At 30.5% G+C, this 23382-nt stretch carries 22 protein-coding genes and 1 pseudogene; all 23 read left to right on the top strand.

Features of this window, described 5'->3' with window-relative positions; translation table 11 throughout:
* The first annotated feature begins 13 nt into the window (after positions 1 to 13).
* The 23 genes and pseudogenes from CLVI_RS11135 to CLVI_RS11030 all read left to right on the top strand — a co-directional run bounded on the left by CLVI_RS11135 (position 14) and on the right by CLVI_RS11030 (position 23103).
* Positions 14 to 832 (top strand): glycosyltransferase family 2 protein, encoded by an 819-nt coding sequence (locus tag CLVI_RS11135; RefSeq protein ID WP_106060210.1) that lies wholly within the window; start codon positions 14 to 16, stop codon positions 830 to 832.
* Between the two features lie 112 nt (positions 833 to 944).
* Complete coding sequence (locus CLVI_RS11130) at positions 945 to 2063, top strand: glycosyltransferase family 1 protein (protein WP_106060209.1); 1119 nt, start codon at positions 945 to 947, stop codon at positions 2061 to 2063.
* Positions 2060 to 3457, top strand: a complete 1398-nt coding sequence (gene wzy, locus CLVI_RS11125) for an O-antigen polysaccharide polymerase Wzy (RefSeq protein WP_106060208.1) — start codon at positions 2060 to 2062, stop codon at positions 3455 to 3457. Before CLVI_RS11130 ends, wzy begins: the two co-directional genes overlap by 4 nt.
* A 183-nt stretch (positions 3458 to 3640) precedes the next feature.
* Positions 3641 to 4654 (top strand): glycosyltransferase family 2 protein, encoded by a 1014-nt coding sequence (locus CLVI_RS11120; RefSeq protein ID WP_106060207.1) that lies wholly within the window; start codon positions 3641 to 3643, stop codon positions 4652 to 4654.
* A 59-nt stretch (positions 4655 to 4713) separates the two neighbouring features.
* Positions 4714 to 6225: a lipopolysaccharide biosynthesis protein gene (locus tag CLVI_RS11115; protein WP_106060206.1), complete on the top strand. Its 1512-nt coding sequence runs from the start codon at positions 4714 to 4716 to the stop codon at positions 6223 to 6225.
* A 73-nt stretch (positions 6226 to 6298) separates the two neighbouring features.
* On the top strand, positions 6299 to 7228 hold the full coding sequence (locus tag CLVI_RS11110) for a WaaS/CpsH family glycosyltransferase (RefSeq protein WP_106060205.1): 930 nt from the start codon (positions 6299 to 6301) through the stop codon (positions 7226 to 7228).
* An 80-nt stretch (positions 7229 to 7308) separates the two neighbouring features.
* Positions 7309 to 7890 (top strand): acyltransferase, encoded by a 582-nt coding sequence (locus tag CLVI_RS11105; RefSeq protein ID WP_207655368.1) that lies wholly within the window; start codon positions 7309 to 7311, stop codon positions 7888 to 7890.
* Between the two features lie 95 nt (positions 7891 to 7985).
* Positions 7986 to 9368: a UDP-glucose dehydrogenase family protein gene (locus tag CLVI_RS11100; RefSeq protein ID WP_106060204.1), complete on the top strand. Its 1383-nt coding sequence runs from the start codon at positions 7986 to 7988 to the stop codon at positions 9366 to 9368.
* Between the two features lie 28 nt (positions 9369 to 9396).
* Positions 9397 to 10422: a GDP-mannose 4,6-dehydratase gene (locus CLVI_RS11095; RefSeq protein WP_106060203.1), complete on the top strand. Its 1026-nt coding sequence runs from the start codon at positions 9397 to 9399 to the stop codon at positions 10420 to 10422.
* 39 nt (positions 10423 to 10461) lie between these two features.
* Complete coding sequence (galE, locus tag CLVI_RS11090; RefSeq protein WP_106060202.1) at positions 10462 to 11472, top strand: UDP-glucose 4-epimerase GalE; 1011 nt, start codon at positions 10462 to 10464, stop codon at positions 11470 to 11472.
* A 210-nt stretch (positions 11473 to 11682) separates the two neighbouring features.
* On the top strand, positions 11683 to 12525 hold the full coding sequence (locus CLVI_RS11085) for an NAD-dependent epimerase/dehydratase family protein (protein ID WP_106060201.1): 843 nt from the start codon (positions 11683 to 11685) through the stop codon (positions 12523 to 12525).
* A gap of 801 nt (positions 12526 to 13326) precedes the next feature.
* Positions 13327 to 13491: a hypothetical protein gene (locus CLVI_RS17705; protein WP_207655367.1), complete on the top strand. Its 165-nt coding sequence runs from the start codon at positions 13327 to 13329 to the stop codon at positions 13489 to 13491.
* Between the two features lie 154 nt (positions 13492 to 13645).
* Positions 13646 to 13792: a hypothetical protein gene (locus CLVI_RS17700; RefSeq protein ID WP_207655366.1), complete on the top strand. Its 147-nt coding sequence runs from the start codon at positions 13646 to 13648 to the stop codon at positions 13790 to 13792.
* A 240-nt stretch (positions 13793 to 14032) separates the two neighbouring features.
* On the top strand, positions 14033 to 14602 hold the full coding sequence (locus CLVI_RS17880) for a serine O-acetyltransferase (RefSeq protein ID WP_106060200.1): 570 nt from the start codon (positions 14033 to 14035) through the stop codon (positions 14600 to 14602).
* Positions 14603 to 14671: 69 nt separating this feature from the next.
* On the top strand, positions 14672 to 15412 hold the full coding sequence (locus CLVI_RS11075) for a hypothetical protein (protein WP_106060199.1): 741 nt from the start codon (positions 14672 to 14674) through the stop codon (positions 15410 to 15412).
* An 87-nt stretch (positions 15413 to 15499) separates the two neighbouring features.
* Complete coding sequence (locus tag CLVI_RS11070; protein WP_106060198.1) at positions 15500 to 16354, top strand: SGNH/GDSL hydrolase family protein; 855 nt, start codon at positions 15500 to 15502, stop codon at positions 16352 to 16354.
* A 221-nt stretch (positions 16355 to 16575) separates the two neighbouring features.
* Positions 16576 to 17585: pseudogene (locus CLVI_RS11060) on the top strand (acyltransferase family protein).
* A gap of 758 nt (positions 17586 to 18343) precedes the next feature.
* Positions 18344 to 18871 (top strand): VanZ family protein, encoded by a 528-nt coding sequence (locus tag CLVI_RS11055; protein WP_106060195.1) that lies wholly within the window; start codon positions 18344 to 18346, stop codon positions 18869 to 18871.
* Positions 18872 to 19146: 275 nt separating this feature from the next.
* Positions 19147 to 20136, top strand: a complete 990-nt coding sequence (locus tag CLVI_RS11050) for an Rpn family recombination-promoting nuclease/putative transposase (RefSeq protein WP_106060194.1) — start codon at positions 19147 to 19149, stop codon at positions 20134 to 20136.
* A gap of 544 nt (positions 20137 to 20680) precedes the next feature.
* Complete coding sequence (locus tag CLVI_RS11045) at positions 20681 to 21139, top strand: type II toxin-antitoxin system VapC family toxin (RefSeq protein WP_242980670.1); 459 nt, start codon at positions 20681 to 20683, stop codon at positions 21137 to 21139.
* Entirely contained in the window at positions 21126 to 21335 is a 210-nt protein-coding gene (locus CLVI_RS11040; protein ID WP_106060192.1) for a hypothetical protein, read from the top strand. The genes CLVI_RS11045 and CLVI_RS11040 overlap by 14 nt, the downstream gene beginning before the upstream one ends.
* A 216-nt stretch (positions 21336 to 21551) precedes the next feature.
* Positions 21552 to 21791, top strand: a complete 240-nt coding sequence (locus CLVI_RS11035) for a hypothetical protein (protein ID WP_106060191.1) — start codon at positions 21552 to 21554, stop codon at positions 21789 to 21791.
* A gap of 424 nt (positions 21792 to 22215) precedes the next feature.
* On the top strand, positions 22216 to 23103 hold the full coding sequence (locus CLVI_RS11030; protein WP_106060190.1) for an Rpn family recombination-promoting nuclease/putative transposase: 888 nt from the start codon (positions 22216 to 22218) through the stop codon (positions 23101 to 23103).
* The last annotated feature ends 279 nt before the right edge of the window (positions 23104 to 23382 follow it).

Raw genomic sequence — 23382 nt, 5'->3', positions numbered from 1 at the left:
GAGAAATAGTAAGATGTCTAAAGAGTTAGGACTAAAGAAAATATCAGTTATAATTCCAATGTATAACAGCAAGGATACTATTATTAGTACCCTTAATTCTATAAAAAATCAAACCGCTTTTGAGCAAATATTAGAGATTATAGTTGTTAATGATGGTTCGACAGATAATTCTTTTGAAGTGGTCAACAAATATATAATAGAGTACAAAGAAATGCCTATTGTTGTTATTGATAAACCAAATGGGGGTGTTTCGTTTGCACGCAATATAGGTATGAAAGTTGCTAAAGGGGAATGGATTGCACTTCTTGACGCAGATGATGACTGGCTTCCTGAAAAAATCCAAATACAAATGAAGACTATACAAGAACACCCTGAGATTGATTTTTTGGGTGGAGATATTGATAATAGAGGATTGAAAATACTGTGGAGACAGATTAATGGATTATATGAAGCTAATGTAAAAGATCTATGTTTAAAAATGTTTCCTCAAACGTCAGTTGCAATATTTAGAAAAAATATTTTCGAACAAATTGGTGGGTATGATGAGAATCAGAAATATGCTGAAGATGGTAATTATTTCTTAAAAATATGCACTTCTTATAATTACTATTATCTGCCGGTAAAAATGGTGTTTTACGGTGGTGGTAAGCCAGGATTTGGGTTTAGTGGTCTTTCTGCTAATTTAAAAAAGATGTACGAAGGAACTATAAAAAATATTAAAGAGCTAAAGAGAGATTCGGTAATTAGCAATAGATTTTATGTGTTTTTGAGAGGTTTTTATTGGGCGAAGTATATAAGACGAATATTAATTGTAATACTTCGAAAATTTTAATGATGTTGGTGAACTATAAAAGTTATGAAATAATAAAAAATTCTAAGCTACGCTTAATTATAAAAGATAAAACATGCAGGTATATTGAGCGAAGTTTAAACAGGAGAATAAAATGTTAAAAATAAAAGTGTTACAAGTAGTAGGGCAACTCACAATAGGTGGACAAGAAATGATGGTAATGAATTTTTGCCGATTCATAACTAAGGAAGAAATAGAATTTGACTTTTTAGTATATGGAGATAAAGTTGGAGAATTTGAGAAAGAAGCAAAATTAATGGGGGGGAAGGTTATACATGCACCTTCATTAAATGAAGTTGGATATCGTGAATTTAAGCATAGAATAAAAAAAATCATGGAAGAAAATGGTCCATATAATGCTATACATAGTCATACTTCATTTAATAGTGGGTTTATTATGAAGGTTGCAAAGGAAAAAGGCATTCCAATTAGAATAACTCATTCACATACCACAAAACCAGGGAAAAAATCCACAGTGGTTTTTAAACTATATACAAACTTTATGAGAAGATGGATAATAAATAATTCAACACATTTATTAGCATGTGGAAATGAAGCTGGTAATTATCTATATAGTGAAGATGTATTCAAGAAAAAAGGAATAATTATAAAAAATGGAATTAATGTAAAGAGGTTTACGCCTAATTCTCAAGTAAGAGATGAAATGCGAAAGAAATTTGATGTTGAAAACAAATTTGTAATTGGACATGTTGGTCGAATGAGTGTAGAGAAAAATCACATCTTTTTAATTAATATTTTTAAAGAGATTCATAAAAGAGACTCGAATGCTGTTTTGATACTTGTAGGAACTGGTCCATTATACGATGAATTAAAAAGTAAAGTAATTAAATTGGAGATAGAAAAAAACGTGATATTTACTGGGCAACGAGCGGATATTCCTGAGATATTGCAGCTTATGGACATTTTTGTGTTCCCATCGATTTATGAAGGCCTACCAGTGAGTGTTGTTGAAGCACAAGCAACAGGATTACCATGCATCGTTTCAAAAAATGTTACATCAGAGATAAAAGTAACAGAATTAGTAAAATTTATGGACTTAAAAACTGCAGAAAAAATCTGGGCTGATGTTATATTGGAAAAGAGGCATTTTCCTAGAATGGATATTACAGAAGAAATTGAGAAATCAGGGTATGGCATTCAAGGCATTTGTAAACAGTTAGAGAACTTATATTGTAAAGGAGAACTTAAATGAAGATTAGTAAAATGAAAATATACACTCTATTAGCGTATTTTATGATAATAATTGCTACTCTGATTTTTATAAATATCATTAGAGAATATGATTATAAAATTTGGCTACAATATATGGGGTGGTATGTGATTTTTCACATGATAGTGTCTTTATTTTGTTTATATCTATCAAAAGTTAAGCTCTTTAGCCTTAGTGGATTCTTTGTGGGTTTCTCATATATATTTCATTTCGGACAAATAATGATTTTAGCTATTTCAGAAAATTATCAATTTACTATTCTCAATTATTCAAGGTGGTTGAACAGTGAATGGTTTAAGGATGCAATTGAATTATCTCTATTAGTTATTATGATGGTTGTACTTGGAATGCTACTATCACCGATACCCAGTAGTAAAAAATCCTTTCGAGTATTAGAAGAATCAGATAACCTTTATAAGAAAATGGGTTGGATTATATTAATTATTTCACTACCAGTAAGATTTATTATAGATTTTCAAGCAATTAGAACATCTGCTCAAGCTGGATATCTCGCTGTGTTTGAACTGGAGTTTAGCGGAGTAGCATATCAAATTGCTTCTTTTTATGTCATAGGTATTGTATTTTTGTTGATAGCATATAGAAAAAATATAAAGAAGGCTAATTTAATATTTATAATTACATGTGCTTATAATGCAATTTCAATGCTATCTGGTGGAAGAGGCCGAGCAATGATTAACATTCTTTTAGTAATATACATTTTCTTTACGGTAGTAAAGAAAATTCGAGTTAGGCAGGTCGTGACCTTTTTTCTTATTGGGTATGTGGTGATTATGGTGCTTAATGCGCTTACAACATTAAGAACCGAGGGTATATCATCGGTAAATCAGTTGTTTGTAGCAATAAGAACAAGTGAAAACAATCCGTTTTTAAGAATTTTAGAGGAATTTGGTGGGACTATATATACGGTATATCAATCGATACTTTATGTTCCGAATCAACTAGATTACTCATTTGGTGCAACATATCTTTATAGTTTATCTCAAATATTTCTAAATTTCAATGGATTACTAAATGATGTTGGGATTGCCGCTTCATTTAGTAAAAATATTAGTGACGGTTCTCCAATGGGAGGGAGTTATATAGGAGAGCTATACTATAACTTCGGCTATTTTTCTATTATGGGTGGTTTATTTATAGGCGTATTTGTAAATAAGATTTCTCTAAAGATAGAACAATGTATAAATGATTGTGATTTCTATAAATTATCCTTTTATTTAATGCTATTTGTTAATATAATTTGGTGGGTAAGGGCAGCATTTATGGACTTGACTAGGGCATTTGTTTGGGGAGCAATATTAATATGGGTTACTCATTATTTGGCGAGAAAGGTAATTTTTTCGGAGAAGAAAAATTAAAGTGCGAAAGCTTTTACTGAAAGGAAAAATATGCAAAATTATAGTTAAAACAGAATAATATTACTTAATTATATTGTTATAATTATATTTTAATGATCACAGAAAAATAGCAGCTCTACCTTGAAAGGAATATCAGCATTTTTGAATGTTGGTATAATTATAAGTAACTAGGAGGATAGATAAATGAAAATTCCAAAGGTGACAGTTTTAATGTCTGTGTATAATACGAAAGAGGAATACCTTAGAGAATCGATAGAAAGTATATTGACTCAGACACTAACAGATTTTGAATTCCTTATTTATGACGATGCATCCACAGATGGGTCGAATTTTATTGTTAGTGAGTATGCTGCGAAGGATAACAGAATAGTACATTTAAGAAACGTACAAAATATTGGATTAACTAGAACTTTAAATAATGGCCTTGAGAGAGCTAAGGGAAAATATGTGGCCAGAATGGATGCAGATGATATTAGTCTACCAACTAGGCTGAATAAGCAAATCGAATTTATGGAATGCAATCAGGAAATTATTGCTTTAGGGACTGCATGTTATATAAAAAATGAGAACAAGATAATGAAACGTAAAATTAAAAGTACAAATCCACAATATATAAAAGCAAGTTTGTTTTTTGGGAACACTAGCCTTGTTCATTCTAGCATGATGCTAAGAAGAGATTTTTTTACAACGCATAAAATTTACTATAACAATGATATAAAGAGATCCCAAGACTATGACTTATGGGTAAGGGCGACAAGACTAGGGGACATAACCGCTATTAAAGAGCCTTTAGTTGAATATCGTATTAGTAATGATCAAATATCTTCTTATGCAAAGGAAGATCAACAAAATTTCAAACATGATATTTGCATTAGTCAACTTTCAGACATAGGAATATCACCTGATATTAAACAGTGTGATAATCACATTAAATTGTGTGATAGAAATCCTGATTTTGAAGTTGGAATAATGAATGATTGGATAAGCAAACTTATTACTCAGAATAAAGAAACGGAGATATTTAAAGAAAGCTTATTTAAGACTATTTTATATAAAACTTATTTTATAGTTTTAGCAAAAGGAATTCTTAAGTATCATTGTAGCAATAGCTCACTTTTTAATAAAAGTAAGGCTTTGCTTGAATGTGTATATTTGGCACCAAGAATTTTATCTAACGCAATTTCATCAAAACTCTGAGAAGAGTTCTTTAAAATGACAAGTATGTCAATAAGACATATTGAGAAAGGAAGTCAAGAATGAAATCAAGGTATGTAATAAAAAATAGTTTTTATGCCATTTTATTTCAGCTTATTGTTACGATTTTTGGATTCATAACACCAAGATTAATAATAATGTACTATGGTTCTGAAATAAATGGTCTTACTTCATCCATAAATCAAGTTATTAGATGCCTCAATTTGTTAGAGGCAGGATTGGCTGGAGCAGCTGTATATGAATTATATAAATATATGTTAGTAAAAGATTATAGTGAAATAAACAGTATTGTTAGTTATGCAAACCGCTACTACAAAAAAATCGGTGCCATATTTTCAACTGGTATTTTAATTACCGCACCCATTTATACATTTTTTATAGTTGATACGGAACTAAATAAATATTTAGTACTTGCTATATTCTTGATTTTAGGGCTTACAGGTGCTATGGAATTTTTTATTATGGCGAAATGCAGAATTATACTTATGGCTGATCAAAAGAGTTACATTATATCAGTAGCAATGATAGGTAGCACAATACTATACAATGTAATAGCAATAATACTAATATATATGAAGGTTAATATCGTATTGGTTTATACTTTTTCTTTAATGGTTAATATCGGTCGCGGTATAATATTGAATATTTGTGTTAAGAAGATATATAATGACAAAATATACTTTAAAGAAAAACAAAATAAAGTAGTTTTGAAGAAACAAAAGTATGTTTTTATACACGAAATTTTTTATACAATAAACACAACAATGCCACTATTGGCAATAAATGTTTTTTACGATTTAACTATAGCAAGTATTTATGCCATTTATAATATCACGATAGCGTTGATAAATGCAGTATTAGCAACAGTTTATCAATCAGTAACGTCTAGCTACGGAAATATGGTAATAGAAAATAATATAGATAAGGAGAATAGAGTATTTTCTATTTTTCAATTTTGGTATCTTTTCGGATCAGCTTGGTTATTAACAACAGCGGCTTTCTTGATTACTCCTTTTGTTGATTTATATACTAGAAATTATACATCACTTGACTATAATATGCCGCTAATGGGAAATATGCTGGTGATTTTCGGGGCAGCAAACTGCATTCGTGTTATTTTTTCAATTCCCATCTCTACACATGGCTTTTTTAAAGAAACGGCTAAGTATGCAGTTGTTTCAACTATCATTAGTGTTATAGCTGTTGTTATATGTGGAAATATAGCGGCACCCTTAGTTCTAGTTGGACCAACTTTAGCATTTATAATTAATGCATACATGCAAAAGAATTATCAAAAGCAAAAAATAAAAGGATTTAAAAATGGAATGGTAACTAAGAATTTCGCTTTATTGATAGTGCTTGTTGTATTTGCAGGAATAATATCGTCAATGTTAGAATTGAAATTTACATCAATTATATCTTTCCTTTTGACAAGTTCTGTACTTTGTATTTTAATTGGAGTTATAATATTTACCATATACAGTATTGTAAATAGGAAAGAATTAAATATTTACATAAATTATTTGCTTAGCGTTTTTAAGAAAAAAGGTTAATTATATAAACAAATAGTTTAGTTTTGAAAAAGAAAAGTAATATTTATTTTAAATTAGAATAAGGAGCTTGATAATGAAAAGTCAAAAATCAGTTGTAATTTTTTGGGACCCAAGTTTATATTTTTTCCCCAAACTTAGCTCAATAATATTTAAAGCGTTTAATATTCCACGGAACAAGCTCTTGAGGTTGATTTTTCATATCTCTTTTAGATTTAATCTACCTATAGTACAATTATTTTATGGTGATTGGAAGAACGAAATTAAAGATGCTGATATAGTTGTATTATTTGAGTGGGGATATAACAAACAAATCGAAAGCTATATTAGAAATGTTAATAAACATTGCAAAGTACATTTGTACTATTGGAATATAGTTGATGACAATAATAAGGTATTACTTGAAAAATTTTCAGAACATAACCATATCTGGACAACCGACAAGAATGATTGTAAAAAATATAATTTACGATATAATAGTCTTTTTTTTACTAAGAGAATGAATCTGCCTTTAAAAACTATTGATTGGGATATTATTTTCGTGGGTATAGAGAAAAATAGAGGTGAATATCTAGTCGAATTGAAAGAGAAAATGTTAGTAAATAATATGAAGTGTAAGTTTCATATTGTTAAAAATCAAAGAAGATCTAATAATGATGAACTTGATCAACACATGTCAATCCAATATGTTGATTATGCAACATACTTAGATATGGTTTCTAGAAGTAAAGCTATATTGGATATTGTTAGACCAGGACAGATAGCATTAACTCAAAGAAGTATGGAATCAATATTCTTTAGAAAAAAAATGGTAACGAATAGTGAGGACATAAAGAATTATGATTTTTACAACCAGAACAATATTTTTGTTATATCAAATAATATTAATGATATTAATTTTGAAAGTCTATATAATTTTTTAAATACACCATATGTTGAAATTGAGCAGAGTATTATAGATAGCTATGATTATGAGGGATGGATTAAAAGGTTTCTAGACAATTAAGATAACATAGTGAGAATAAATTTATTGGTTTCTAAAAATCATCTACACATTTAGGCAATATTCATGATGGAGGAAAAGATATGATAAAAAAGGCAATTAGACGTATTAAAACAATAATGCATCATAATGTTTATAATGGGTTTAAAGCCATAGATGGAGGGTACATACATGAATCATGCATATTTCAGAACAAGCAATATATTACTTTTGGTAAAGATGTAGGTATTGGAGCCAATAGCCGATTATTAGTATGGGATAGCTATCAAGGGAAAGGAATATCTACCCCTATAGAGCTGAATATTGGAAAAAAATTTAGCGCCACAAGAAATTTGACTATCCAATGTGCAGGGAAAATAAATATTGGCGACAATGTTCTCATAGCAAGCGATGTGTTTATATGTAATGAGAATCATGGAATTAATCCATTAATTGATAATTATCTTGATCAACCATTAATTGTGAAAGATATAACTATTGGTAATGGAGTTTGGATTGGTGAGAAGGTATGTGTTCTTCCAGGAGTTAGCATTGGTAATAAAGTCATAATTGGCGCAGGTTCAGTGGTTACAAAAGATATCCCAGATTATTGTATTGCTGTTGGAAATCCAGCTAAGGTAATTAAGATATGGAATTTTGAAATTGGTATATGGGTAAATGTTTAGACCGTAATAGGAGATTATGACGAAAATCTATGGTAAGTAATTATAGAAGGGTTGTATACAGAATGATTAATAAATACAAGCAAGGAGGAAAGAATATGAGCACTCAAAATATTTGTACTAACTCGTTTAAAATAGCAGTAGCAGGAACTGGTTATGTTGGCCTAGTGGCAGGCGTATGTTTTGCCGAAGCGGGGCATCAGGTTATTTGCGTAGATATTGATGAAAATAAAGTAAATCTAATGAAAGATGGTATCTCTCCAATTTATGAAGCCGATTTGGAAGTCTTGATGCAGAAGAATTATGCAGCAGGTAGGCTTCAGTACACTACTGATTACATATCAGCCTACAAAGAAGCCGATGCTATCTTTATAGGAGTTGGAACTCCAGAGCAGCCAGATGGTTCTGCCAATCTAAGTTATATAGCAACCGTTGCAAGGCAGATAGCTGAAACAATAGAAAAGGACTGTCTCGTGGTGGTAAAATCCACAGTGCCTGTGGGTACCAACGACAAAGTGGAGCAGTTTATAAAAGATTTTCTGCCACATGATGGGGAAGTTTGTACAGGAAACGGAAGTGGTGCTGGTAAAAAGATTAGAGTAGAAGTTGCATCTAACCCTGAATTTTTAGCTCAAGGAACAGCAGTTCATGATACCCTTCATGCTGCAAGAATAATTATAGGAACTGAAAGCAAATGGGCAGAAGATATACTAAAGAAAATATATAAGCCTTTTAATCTTCCTATAGTATCTGTTACTAGAAGGTCAGCAGAGATGATAAAGTATGCATCAAATGACTTTCTTGCACTTAAAATATCTTATATGAATGATATCGCTAACCTTTGCGAGTTAATAGGTGCTAATATTCAAGATGTAGCTAAAGGCATGAGCTTTGATGAGCGTATTGGAAGAAATTTTTTAAATGCGGGTATCGGTTATGGTGGTTCATGTTTTCCTAAGGATACAAAAGCTCTTGAATATATTGCAAGACAAAATGGTTATGAGCTTAGAACAATTAAAGCTGCCATTGATGTAAATAAAGATCAAAAGACCATGTTATATAAGAAAGCTTGCAGACGTCTTATTACATTTAATGGTCTAAAAGTAGCAGTTCTCGGACTTACATTTAAACCAGGAACAGACGATTTAAGAGAGGCACCATCTCTTGAAAATGTACCTTTAATATTGGAGCAAGGGGCAGAAGTTTATGCTTATGATCCTGTAGGAAAGGAGAATTTTAGAAGACTATACCCAGAAGGTAAAAATGGACAAGGAAGTATAAAGTATGTTGATAATATAGAAGAAGCTTTAAAAGAAGCTAATGTCTGCTTTATATTTACCGAGTGGGGTGAGATTAAAGATATGAAACCAGAGGATTACACAAAGCTTATGAGAACACCTTTGGTCTACGATGGAAGAAATTTATATGGAATAGAAGAGATGAAAAAATCAGGGGTAGAGTATTATTCTATCGGAAGATAAGGACATCTATTTTAAAGGAGGCAGGAAATTGAGTTATAAACATTTAGATACAAGTAAAAATTATCTAATTACCGGAGCAGCAGGGTTCATAGGATATTATCTATCCAAGAAGCTCTTGGAACAGGGCTGTAAGGTGATTGGGATTGATAATATAAATGATTATTATGATGTGAATCTTAAGTATGCTCGTTTGGAACTACTTAAACCATTTGAAAAGTTTACTTTCATTAAAGGAGATATCTCAGATAAAGTTATGATGATGAAGATTTTTGAAGAGTACAAGCCTCATATTGTGGTAAATTTAGCAGCCCAAGCTGGTGTTAGGTATTCCATAGAGAATCCAGATGTATATATACAAAGTAATATCATCGGTTTCTTTAACATCCTTGAAGCCTGTAGATTTTATCCCGTAGATCACCTTGTGTATGCATCCTCTAGTTCTGTTTATGGTTCAAATAAAAAAGTACCCTTCGAAGAATCAGATTTTGTGGACCATCCCGTATCTCTTTATGCAGCCACTAAAAAATCTAATGAACTGATGGCTCATACCTATAGCCATCTTTATAATATTCCAGCTACAGGACTTAGGTTCTTTACAGTTTATGGTCCTATGGGAAGACCGGATATGGCGTATTTTGGTTTTACAAATAAGTATTTTGCAGGGAAACCCATTAAGATATTTAACAATGGGGATTTTAAACATGACCTATACAGAGATTTTACATACGTAGATGATATTGTAGAGGGAATTGAAAGACTCCTTAGTAATCCTCCTGTGGAAGAAATTCCTAATAAAGTATTTAACATTGGAAACAACAGTCCTGAAAGGTTGATGACATTTATAGAAACTTTGGAAAATACATTAAGCAAGGCTACTGGGAGAAAGGTAGTCTTTGACAAGGTATTTGAACCTATGAAACCAGGGGATGTACCTGCAACCTATGCATCAACGGACTTACTGCAAGAAGCTGTAGGCTTTAAACCATCCATATCCATTGAGGAAGGGCTTCAGAAGTTTGCGGATTGGTATGTGGAGTATTATGGGATGGAATAAAGGCAGTATTAATACTCAGCGAAAGGAGAAATAAAGTATATGAACATATTAGTTACCGGAGGTGCCGGATATATAGGCTCACATACATGCGTTGCGTTGCTTGAAGCGGGACACACAGTTATTGTTGCAGATAATCTTTGCAACAGTAAGGCTGAGACTATAGATAAAATAAAACAGATAACGAATAAAGAAATTACTTTCTATCAGATAGACGTGACTAATGAGAAAGCTTTGGATACGATCTTCTCCGATAACCTAATTGATGGAATTATTCATTTTGCTGGTCTTAAAGCAGTAGGAGAGTCTGTAGAGAAGCCTTTGGAATATTACTATAATAATTTAGTTTCTACAATGGTATTATCGAAAGCCTGCAGAAAGTATGGTGTTAAAAATTTTGTTTTTAGCTCTTCAGCTACTGTGTATGGAGATAATACTGTACCTTTTGTTGAGACTATAAAACTTATGCCTACCACTAACCCCTATGGAGAAACTAAAGCTATGAGTGAACGAATTCTTACAGATATTGCCAAAGCAAATCCAGACTGGGCTGTGGTACTTCTTCGGTATTTTAATCCTGTGGGAGCTCATGAGTGCGGATTAATTGGTGAAGCCCCTAATGGTACCCCTAACAATTTGATGCCGTATATCACTAAGGTTGCAAAAGGAGAACTTAAGAAACTCCGTATTTTTGGAAATGACTATCCAACAGTTGATGGTACTGGAGTTAGAGATTATATTCATGTTATGGACCTTGCTGAAGGACATGTGGCAGCACTAAATAATCTTACTGAAGGGGTACATATTTATAACTTAGGAACTGGTCAAGGTACATCAGTATTGCAATTAGTAAAGGCCTTTGAAGAGGCAAATGCTATTGAAGTACCTTATGAAGTCGTAGAAAGGAGACCTGGCGATATTGCCGCCTGCTATGCTGATACTTCCAAAGCGTCCATTGAACTACAATGTGTAGCTAAACGAGATTTGCTAGCAATGTGCAGGGATGCATGGCGGTTTGAGAAGGAGTCTCTTGGAAGAAAAGATGAGAACTAAGGTGTGAAGTGTTACTGTTGATTTAAGATAATGATATTAAATTAGCTTTGTGTCTATGAGAAAATTTTCAACTTATTATTTTTAAGTTGAATTATTTGTATTCTAATATGTTTGTTTTTCAATAGTTAATTAAATACTAATAAAGTTAGTAGTAGTGTAAAAAATCACAGTTATATATTATTTTAAATAAGATAGAAGGAGTAAGGATATATGAAAAAAATATTAGTTACAGGTGCCAATGGATATATTGGGCGACATATTGTAAAAACGTTACTAAATTGTGGATATAATGTGGATGCTTGTGATTTTAGATTTGACGGAGTAGATGAAAGAGCTAATAAAATATATACACCCATATTTAATGGAGATGAAGATATATATGATAAACTGGGAAAACCAGACATATGTATACATATGGCATGGAGAAACGGCTTTGTTCATAATTCAGAAACTCATATTGAAGATTTAAATAATCATTATACATTTTTGAAAAATATGATTACTGGAGGACTGAAGCATTTATCTGTTATGGGTACAATGCATGAGGTTGGATATTGGGAAGGACCTATTGATGAAAATTCACCAACTAACCCTTCTTCATTATATGGTATAGCTAAGAATAGTCTAAGGCAGGCTATTGAGTTGATGATAAAAGATAACAATATAGTTTTACAATGGTTAAGAGCATACTATATAACTGGTGATGATTTAAAAAGCAACTCTATATTTTCTAAAATAACTAAAATGGAAATGGAAGGCAAAGAGAAATTCCCATTTACTACTGGTAAAAATAAATATGATTTTATAAGCGTTGAAGAGTTATCAGAGCAAATAGTTGCTGCATCTACACAAACCGAAGTCGGTGGTATAATTAATTGCTGCTCTGGAAACCCAATTTCACTTGCAGAAAAGGTTGAAGAATTTATTGAAAAAAATAATTTTAAAATAAAATTACAATATGGTGCATTTCCTGATAGAAAATATGATTCATTAGCTGTATGGGGAGATAATAATAAAATACAGAGCATACTTGGAGTGAACCCTAAAGAGTAGACACCTATCTATATTCTTAGTAGTTTCCATCAATTAGAGTATCGGTACTAGATTACACAAAAATACTGTTAGCAAAGGGAGACGTTTGTACCCCACTGACACCTTAGAGATCTCAAAAATGACCAGATAAGCATTCAATTAGAGTAAAAGTTAATGGAATGAAGCGATAGCTTGGCAAAATGAGATAGTTGATGTGGATTTATTAGAAGTTAAGTTGGACGGAAAAGTTCTAGAATTCTGAAAAGACTAAACAAAAAAACTTGGCGGCAGCTAGAGGAAACCACCGAAATTCATTTTGGTAGTTTTCTTGTCGTTAAAAATCATTTCACTATTAAAAACGATAGAGCAATCCCAAATAGTAAGACCGTAAGAGATAAACTCATTAAAAAAGATTCTACTGAAACGACGAAAAAACGGGAATCTATTGTAGATCCATACAAAGAGCACATAAATGTTGAAATAAATAAGGGCATTAAAACAAAAAGAATATATCATGACTTAGTTAGATATTATAGATATTCAGGTAGTTATGGCACCATAAAAAAATGAACTGTACCCTGTCATTAGACAGTGGAAATGATATAAATTGAATTAAATAGCTAAATTCCAAAGGGCTAAGGACATTTATTTCAGCGTTATCGTTTGTTTTTATATTTGCGATACTTTAAAACTATAATATATTCAAGAACAAATTATTAGTAAAAATAGGTACCCGTTCATACTCTTGTTATTTGCTACATGTTATATTTGCTTTTTATATTTTAGAATACATATCAAAGAAACTTAATTTTATTGTATTTAATGACAGTAATACTTACATATTTCTTAGTAGGATTGATGTATAAATTCATTGAACTTAAGGGCGTAAAAGTTGGTGAAAATATAATAAAGTTAATAAATAAAAAACCTGTAAACTTAAATATTGATGTACAAAATAATACACAATATGAAAAAAATACGAACTAACTATAAACAAACAATAGACCTGAAAAGCGACAAATGTAGACTTAGCAAGTGTAGTAAGTGGTAGTTCAAAAGGGTTTTATGCAACGTTAGCTTTATTATAATCCAGATTTTCAAAGGGCACTACTGGAATATATATAGCTTTGGCAGATGGAAAATGGTACTATTGGAAAAGGAAAAATATAATAGAAAATTGTGTGGTAATATCATATCAACAAGGCGGTGGTGGTACAAACAAAAGCTTATAGTTGATAATTGTATTATTAAAACTAAGCTAGGAGATGCAATATGCAGTGGTTTTTGAAGAGGCAAAACATAGGGCATGAGGAGCATATGATGAAGCACAAGATACAATTTTTACTCTTTACAATAATGTAGCTTGGTCAGATGAAAAGAAAGCAAAGTGTTTAAGAGTGGATACTCATTTAGAGATAGATAAAGTTAAGTGGGTATGTTGCAATTGGAGTAAATAGTTTTGGAAATAATATTGCAGGGTTAAATGCGTAACAGTTTAAATTATAGAGTAAAGGTGGGGAAATATAAAATGATACAGTCTAAAAAAGATTATCTTCTTTATCTTGAAGCTGATAGAATTGCAATGGATATTAAAAGAAGAAAGCCGAGACTTTTTAGCGATGAAGCTTGGAAATTTGTTCGAATACTGAGAAAAACTGAATATTTAACAAACTGCAAAAATATTTGTTTTAGAAGAATGAGATTACTATGTAGTAGATATCTACTACATAATTTAGGCATGAAATCAGATTTTACAATAGCCATTAACATATTTGGACCAGGGTTAGCGATATTTCATCATGGTACTATTATTGTTAATGATACAGTTAAGGTTGGACGCAATTGCCAGTTATATAATGGCACTAACATAGCATTAAATGTAGAAATTGGAGATAATGTATTTATCGGGCCAGGAGCAAAGCTTCTTGTTGGAGTTAAAATAGCGGATGGAATAAGAATAGGGGCAAATGCAGTTGTTACTAAAGATTTTTTAGAACCAAACGTAACTATAACTGGAGTACCAGCAAAAATTGTTTCTACTAAAGGAAGTAATAATATTAAGGGATTCGAACTTGCACAAAATGCTGTTGTGCAATAGGAGAAAAATACGACAGAAGTAAGTGATTTAAAAACAACTAAAACAGACACAACTTATACAGTTGCTCAATTGTTATTAAAAAGGAATATAGCAACTGAAATTGGAATGAGGGATTTAACACAAGAAGTTAAGACTAACATGACAGGTGGTAGTGTTGCGGTAGTTGGGATAAATTCAACGGGAGAATTCAATATAAAAAATAATTCTATTGAATATTTTAGGCATTATAAAGATGGACAATTCCCAATATTATTGCAGGTGAATCCTAAAAACCTTTTTGATTATAAGAGTGTTACTATTGGAGGCTTTAAATATTATTCTGATGGAATAGTTCAGGCTAATTCGGCATACTGTTATTCACCTTTGATCTCTTGTATTCCAAGTACAGGATATAGATTAAGTTATTACAATGGAGTTACTCAGATTGCTGAAAGTGGTGCTCATATTTGTTATTATGATATAAATAAAGTTTATATTTCGGGGATATCAACAGGAAGTGTAAATGGTTTTACAACTCCTTCAAATTGTTACTTCATTGTAGTATCAATACCAATTATAAGTAAAAGTAATGGTGCAATGCTGGAAAAAGGAACGGCAATAACCCCATTTTTAAACCATGCCAATAATATCTCAACGACTGATTATATCCCTAATTATGCATTGATACGCAATAGCTTAAATCAATATGAAACTCTAAAAAAGTTATATGAAAATAAAGTAATAATTGAGCAGAAAAATAATATAGCACTAGCTAATACAAACACGCTTACATCTGATTATGCTCTAAATTTAGATAATAGAGGTATATAGATTAAATTCACAAAAACAACTAATACAATTTTACAATTAATAACCTTACCCGATGAATGTACAAAGTATGGTTCGTGTTTTAGGATAATGTTAAATAAATTACAAATTTATAAGTCTATTAAAGCAACTGGTGAAGCTATTGTTTTATTGCAAGAGTATGATATGGGCTTCACTGTAGATTCAATTGATATTTGTACTATTGAGATTGAAAAAATAGGTAGAGGATTAAATATAACAGTTCATAATGCTGACTTCACTAAATACTTTACCATATTTAGGGAAGCTACCCCAAAAGGATTTATTAGTTATCCTTTGCACACTTATGGTTTTGACCAAGGAACCTTGCAAGGTAAAACTGTAATTGCTGCTGTAGGTGGAGATATAAAGATATTATCTTTTACTCAATATTTACATGCTAAGAAATATCCTAAATTATATATTATTGGTGACTCAATAACAGAAGCCTTTGGGGTAAATTACAACGAGGGCTTTAGCTCTTTAATACAACAAAGGCTAGGGGTTAATGATTGTGTCATAAGTGGTGTTGCTGGAGCTTCTTTAACTTCTGCATTTACAAGAATGCAACAAGATCTAAATTCAATTCAGCCAACTAATTGTTTAATGTTCTTAGGTACTAATTATCAATCTGATTATGCCACAAAGATAGCTGAAATTAAAACATATCTATTCAATAAGGGTATTGAATTATATATATGTACAGTACCAACACAAAAGGATGTTAGTGACTATATTAAAACTTTAACAGGAGTTACCATAATAGATTTATACAATGCTTTTAATACAAATGATGTAATTAATCAAGATTATTATACTAATACAGATACATTAGGAAATGTAAGTTATGATGTTCATCCAAATGGAGTAGGTCATGCAAAGATAATTTCATTAGTTAAGCAGAGTGCTAAAGAAATACTAGTTTAATACATGGGAAGATGTAAAAATATATGCTAATATATAGATATTGTATAAATGTTAAAAGGGGAATGAAATAAATGCTCAAAAAAATATCAAAACTATTAGCAAAAATCAAACAAATTTGCACCATTCCTAGTGAAAAAGACCAAACAGAAGATGAGTGGATTGACATGCAATGGTAGAAATAAAGAAGCCGTATAGGTACTTTAAGAAGAGGGTGTTTTTTGGTGAATGAAAATAAAGGTACAAGAGATAAAAAAATTGATGTCATTAAAGGCATAGCCATAATATTAGTTATAATAGGTCATAGTATTCAAGTATCAAAAGGTAGTACCTATATGACAGGCTTATTTTATGAAAACCCAGTGTTTTCAATTATTTATAGTTTTCACATGCCATTATTAGTGGTTATTTATTTTTCTTTAGTATTAATAAATACAGTTCAAAAACATTGATAATTCGCAAAATACAGACGATAGTAGTTCCTATTCTATTTTGGGCGTTATTAACCAAAGTTCTAATGGTAATATTTAATGGGGAAGCTTTTACAGTAAAAAGCTTCATATTACAAGTATTAAGTTCACTTTGGTTTTTGTGGGCTGTATTCTATAGTTCAATTGGTTTAATTATAGGAAATAAATTATTCAAGGATAATATTTTATTTCATGTAGTGGTGGTATTAGGGTTAATGCTACTTCCGAATATGTTAAGTAAAGATTTATATGGTTTCATGTACCCATATTTCGCAATCGGATATTATGCGAATAAACATAAAATTGATATTAAATCATATAACATTAAGATTATTTCAGCTACATATATAATAATGATGCTGTTTTGGGACAAAAATAAGTATATTTATACAACTGGATTGTCCTTTTATAATTCTAAAAACGTATTTAATACTATTGGAATAGATATATACAGATGGGTAATTGGTTTATTAGGATCAATAATAGTTATATGGGTAGTGGGTATAATATATGATAGATATAATAGCGAGAAACTTGATGTTATCAGGAATATAGGGGTTGAATCTTTAGGTATTTATATATTAAATATATACATATCAAATTATCTACTAGTTAAAATAAATATTTTTGAATCTCTAAATGAAGCAATCTATACTATAATATGCTTTATTATGAGTTTAATAATTACTATAGTTAGTATTCAAATTATAAACATCATAAAAAAATCAAAGGTGTTAAACAGACTTTCCCTAGGAGGAAGGTAGATTAACAATAGACTTATATGGCGACCAAGACGGAAGTAAATAAAGTGACTGTCATTGGCTAGTGGACAATCTATTTCAAAACCTTAAAAAAACTAGCCACTGAATAACTACTAAAGTGGATGTGTTGGAGACCTTGTAACTTTTAGTAAGAATGGAGTAATAGGTCTATAAGCAAGTTTGATATTTTAATGATACCAGCTCCAACACTTGAAAATGTATAAAACAAAAAAAATTTTTATGCCAATTTATAAATTAACACTATTGGAAAAGGTGCATCTTAGGCGTGCAATAATCTTAAGAAGATATAAACAACAATAGAGATGTAGACATTTATGACCTAGTTAATGTGTAAAAGAAATTATAATTAAATATAAAAGGAATAAGTTGTTTTAAAGGCAGATATAAAAGTGTGATTTTAGTACAACTTATTTATATATATGTTTAAGAAAGAATTGTACTTAGGTCAATATTTTGGGCACAAAAAGTTAATAAAATTAGCAAGTGGGTCGCTGAGCACCCCAGAACGGTAACTGTGAAAGCAAGCTCAAGGCAAGCCTCTCGCAATAGTCCCCGGGGGATATTACAAAGATGATTCGAATCTTAGCACTTCACTAAATTATAGGTTTAGTGGAGTTTTTTATCTTAATAAACATGTGGAATTAGAGTAGTGTAAAGGGAAAATCAATATGGTATAATTAAACAATGGTGTCATGCCCCCCGGGGGTCATTTACGTCAATGATAACAAGGGGCTGATAAATTGAAGAAAATCATTATATTTTCATGCATAATATGGATGGGATTTATATTTTATATGTCAAGTAATAATAGAGAAACATCCCATGCAAAAAGTAATAAAATAGTCAATTTTATTGAAAGTAAATTAATACAGGAAGATACTATTAAGGCGCAGAAAGTGAGAGAAAAAGAATTAGACTATATAGTTAGAAAAAGTGCTCATGCATTTATTTATATTGTACTAGCATTTTTTGTAAGTGGCATATTATTTGCCTTTAATAAAAAAGGCAAGAATTCAATAATTTATATCCTATTTATTTGTTTGCTCTATGCTGTAATTGATGAGTATCACCAATCTTTTATAGCAAATAGGACCTCTTCAGTTGGAGATGTTTTAATAGATTTCGGAGGAGTTTTAATAGGAGTAACATTTTTCTATCTAGCTTATTATCAAATATATGAAAGATATAGAAGGTATGCAATTAATAAGGCGCTAAAAGCGCCAAAGTACAAGCATTCTCATAAGCTCAAGGCAAGCCTCTCGCAATAGTCCCCGGGGGATATTACAAAGATGATTCGAATCTTAGCACTTCACTAAATTATAGGTTTAGTGAAGTTTTTCATTTTTGATTAGAAATTTATGAATTGTCTATACTTAAAAAAATAAAATGTTTAAAAAAGAGATACTCAATAGAAACGACTAATAAATGGAGTTATAGAAATTTTATGGTTTTAGTTAGAGTAGTGTAAAGGGAAAATCAATGTGATATAATAAAATTAATTAAACAAATAAAGAATTGTAGAATTACAAGGAAGTGAGTAAATTTGGCAAAGAAACATGATTTTGATGCAGCATGGAAATCAATTTTGGAAGCATTTGAAGTAGAAATAGTAGAATTGCTTTTTCCAGAGATATTTAATAATGTAGATTGGGAGTTAGGAACGGAGTCATTAGATAAAGATTTACAAGAAATACAAAAAGATATATTTGATAGAGATAGTAGTGAAAAAGTAATATCTGATAAAATAATAAAAGTGAGATTAAAAGATAAAAAAAGCAAGATACTATTCATACATGTAGAAGTACAAAGCTATAGCAGCGAACATGAAGTTTTCGGAGAAAGAATGTTCAGATACTTTTATAGGATATGGGATAAATTTAGATATAAAAATAAAGATAAGTCAGAAATAGTAGCTGCAGCAATATATACTTATAAAGGTGAGCGAGGAAAAGATAAAAGATATGTATATAAATTACCAGAGATAGAAAGCGAAATATTAACATATAATTATAAAACTATTGATGTAGAAAAAATAAAACTTGAAAAAATTAATGATAACAACCCATTAAAAATAGTCTTTAAGATGGCAAAAAGTTTATTAGAAACAGGTGTAAGAGATGAAGACATATATGAGGCAAAAATAAAATTAGCAGAAGAATTAAAAAGTTATGATAAAGTTAAAAATAATGATCAGATAAGGGCATTAGTAGATTTTTTGGAATACTTATTTTTAATTCAGGATCAGGAGTTAGAAAATAAATATGAAGAATATAAAAAGGCAAGTGGAGGTGCATTTAAATTGAGTATAGACGAGATTAGAAAGTTGCATTACAAGGAAGAAGGAAGAGAAGAAGGAAGAGAAGAAGGAAGAGAAGAAGGAAGAGAAGAAGGAAGAGAAGAAGGCGAAATAAAAAAAGCTATTGAAATGGCTAAAACAATGATATTAGATGGGGAGCAAAATGAAAAAATAAAAAGATATACTAAGTTGGAAAACACGGTAATAGATGAATTAAGGAAAAAACTATCTAATTAGCAAGTTCAAAGCAAGCCTTTCGCAATAGCCCCCCGAAGGGTTCATTACAAAAAAACACCAAGTAAATAGTTTAACTATTTATTTGGTGTTTTTTTGATTAGATTTAATTGTTTATGTTAAAAATCATATAAAGGGAGTTGAAGAATGTGACGAACAAGAAAAGAGAAAGTTACCCAGGGGCCGCTTTTCACATAACAGCCCGTGGGAACCGTAGGTAGCAAGCTCAAGGCAAGCCTCTCGCAATATACCCCGGGGGTAATTACAAAGACAATAAGAACTTCACTAAATATAGTTTTAGTGAAGTTTTTCATTTCTGATTAGAAATTAGTGAATCATCTATACTTAAAATAATAAAACGCATTAGTAAAGAGATATTCAATATAAACGACTACAAAATGGAGTGATAGAAGTTTTGTAGTTTTTATGAAAAGATGTTTAAAAATAAAAAAGATGATATAATACTATTATATTAGGTAATACTATATAATATTAAAATGAAAACAATAAGAATGGAGATATAAGATAAATGCATATTTATTTAGATATGAATATTTATAACAGAGTTTTTGATGATCAATCACAACTTAGAATTAAGTTTGAAACAATGGCAATTGATATTATTTTTGAATTGATAGAAAAGGAACAATATCAGTTGTGTTGGTCCTTTATGCTAGATGATGAGAATAATAAAAATCCATTTTCATATAGAAGAAGTTCTATAAAGACTATTTCAAGCATATGTAAAATCAATATTGAACCAAATGATGAAATATTAAAAATAGGTAAATTTATAATGGCTAGTTCTAATACAAAACCTAAAGATGCACTTCACTTAGCTTGTGCAGTATATTTTAAGTGTGACTATTTTATAACATGTGATGATAAATTTATAAAAACCGTGATAAAAAACAATGTAAGGTTAGAAGAGGTAATTGGTAAAATAAAATTAATGAATCCTATAGATTTTGTTAGAGGGGAGATGAGTATAGATGTTATTGAATGAAAAAAGTAAATATAATGATAAGGAAATAATTGAAAAAGGCTCTAGTGTATTAATAAAAGAATTGGGGTATTCTGGATTTATAAGGTTTATACGACAAGTAGAAAATAACGGAAGTGAGGATTATTTAAGCATACAACAAGAAATTTATAAAGATATGAACATTGATGAAATATACAAACAGGCAAAAGATAATTAACAAGCTCCACCAAGTCAACGTATAAATTACAAGCCTTTCGAAATATTCTCCGGAGGCTATTAACAAAATATTAATAAAATTCAAAAATAAGTAAAGAAATAGCTAATCCAAGAACTTCACTAAATGTAGATTTAGTGAAGTGTTTTTTTCTAGTAAAGGCATTCATAAAAAATATTCTATATGATATAATGACAGTAATGTAATGGAGGTATTGATATGAATGAAATACTACAACAAATACTTAATGAATTAAAAGATCTTAAAGAAGGTCAAGTTAGAATTGAAAAAAAATTAGGGTCCGTTCATAAACATACAGCTAAAATAACAGAAGAGATAACCGGAACTAATATGAAAATTGATAAAATATCGGATGATGTAGATTTTCTTAAACATAAAGAGCATCAAACAGAAGAAGATTTATTTAAATTAAAGAAGAACTTGCATATTATAAAGTAGGGAGTACTTCTTTCAGTCATCTACAAGGGTGACTGGCCTCTCTTGAAAAATAGCGAATCTAGACGAAAATGTAACCTTGAAATTTCCAAGTACAATCACTTCACTAAATACAATTTTTGCGAAGTCATTAAAATTAACCGTTTCAAGCTATTTGTAAACTATAAAAAACATAGAAAGATGGTTTTTGAGTTTAGTATATATAAGGAATTAAATAAAAAGGCAAGCTCAAGGCAAGCCTCTCGCAATATCCCCCGAGGGTAATTACAAAAAGAATAAGAACTTCACTAAATAATAAATTTAGTGAAGTTTTTTTTGGTTTAGGTATATGTGGAACAAAATCTAATTTTCTGATAAAATAAAGGTATAGAGATATGAATATAATTAAGGATAACAGTCAAAGGTAAATATAGAGGATGTGATAGTAATGCGTAAGAAAAAAGGAAACATAATAGATGATAATTTTATAATGTCCCCTAAATATGATTTTGTTTTCAAGTATATATTTGGAAATGAAAAGCATAAAGATCTATTAATAGCACTACTAAGCGATATATTAGTTATTTCAGAGGAAGAGTTTGATGGAATAGAAATAATAAATAATGAATTGATAAAAGAATTCAAAGAGGATAGAAAAGGAATATTAGATGTAAGGGTAAGAACTAAGCTAGGAAAGCAAATAGATGTTGAAATACAAATACTACCAACAGAGTACATGGCAGAACGAACCATGTTTTATTGGAGTAAGATGTACACAAGTCAAATAAAGCCAGGAGATACATATGATAAACTAAAGAAATGTGTAACCATAAATATTGAAGATTTCAAATGTACGCCAATAAAGAAGTTGTACTCTAGTTATCATCTTACAGAAGATGAAAGCGGATATAGATTGACTGATATACTTGAGGTGCACTTCTTAGAAATACCGAAGCTATTCGATAAAGATATTGAAAGAGATGAAAATGATCCAATAGTTCAATGGATGGAATTCCTAGATGCAAAATCGAAAGGAGTGATAGAAATGTTAGCAGAAAAGAATAAGGATATAAAGAAAGCTTATGACTTACTACAAATAATTAGTAAAGATGAAAAAGCTAGAATATTATATGAATCTAGGCAAGCAGAAATCAGCGACCAATTGACTAGGATAAAATCTGCTGAGGAAAAGGGGAGAGAAAAAGGAAAGCTAGAAGGAAAGATAGAAGATGCTATAAGTTTTTTACAACTAGGAGTAAATGAAGAAATAGTAGCTAGAGGAACAGGTCTATCGGTAGAAAAAGTACTAGAGATAAAAAAGAGTATGCTTAACTAAGTTTATAGCAAGCGGAGTCCTTTCAGTCCAGTCTTCCGCAAGGGTGACAGTCAGCTGAAAAATGCAAGTACAAGCCACTTCACTAAATGTATGTTTAGTGGAGTTTTTTTTCTGCTGAGCAAGCTCAAGGCAAGCCTCTCACTAGGACCCCTGGGTACGCCAAGCAAGGGCGTAAAAGATAATAAAAGCAATGTTTTTATTATCACTATATAGCAGGTGGAAATCCTGCATGATAAAGGTTAGCAACCAGTCATTAGTTAGTCTTGGGCTTATTATGGT

It is taken from the genome of Clostridium vincentii (assembly GCF_002995745.1).
Classification (GTDB): domain Bacteria; phylum Bacillota; class Clostridia; order Clostridiales; family Clostridiaceae; genus Clostridium; species Clostridium vincentii.
Note: the sequence above shows the minus strand (reverse complement) of the source record. Positions and strands in the feature narration are given on the sequence as shown.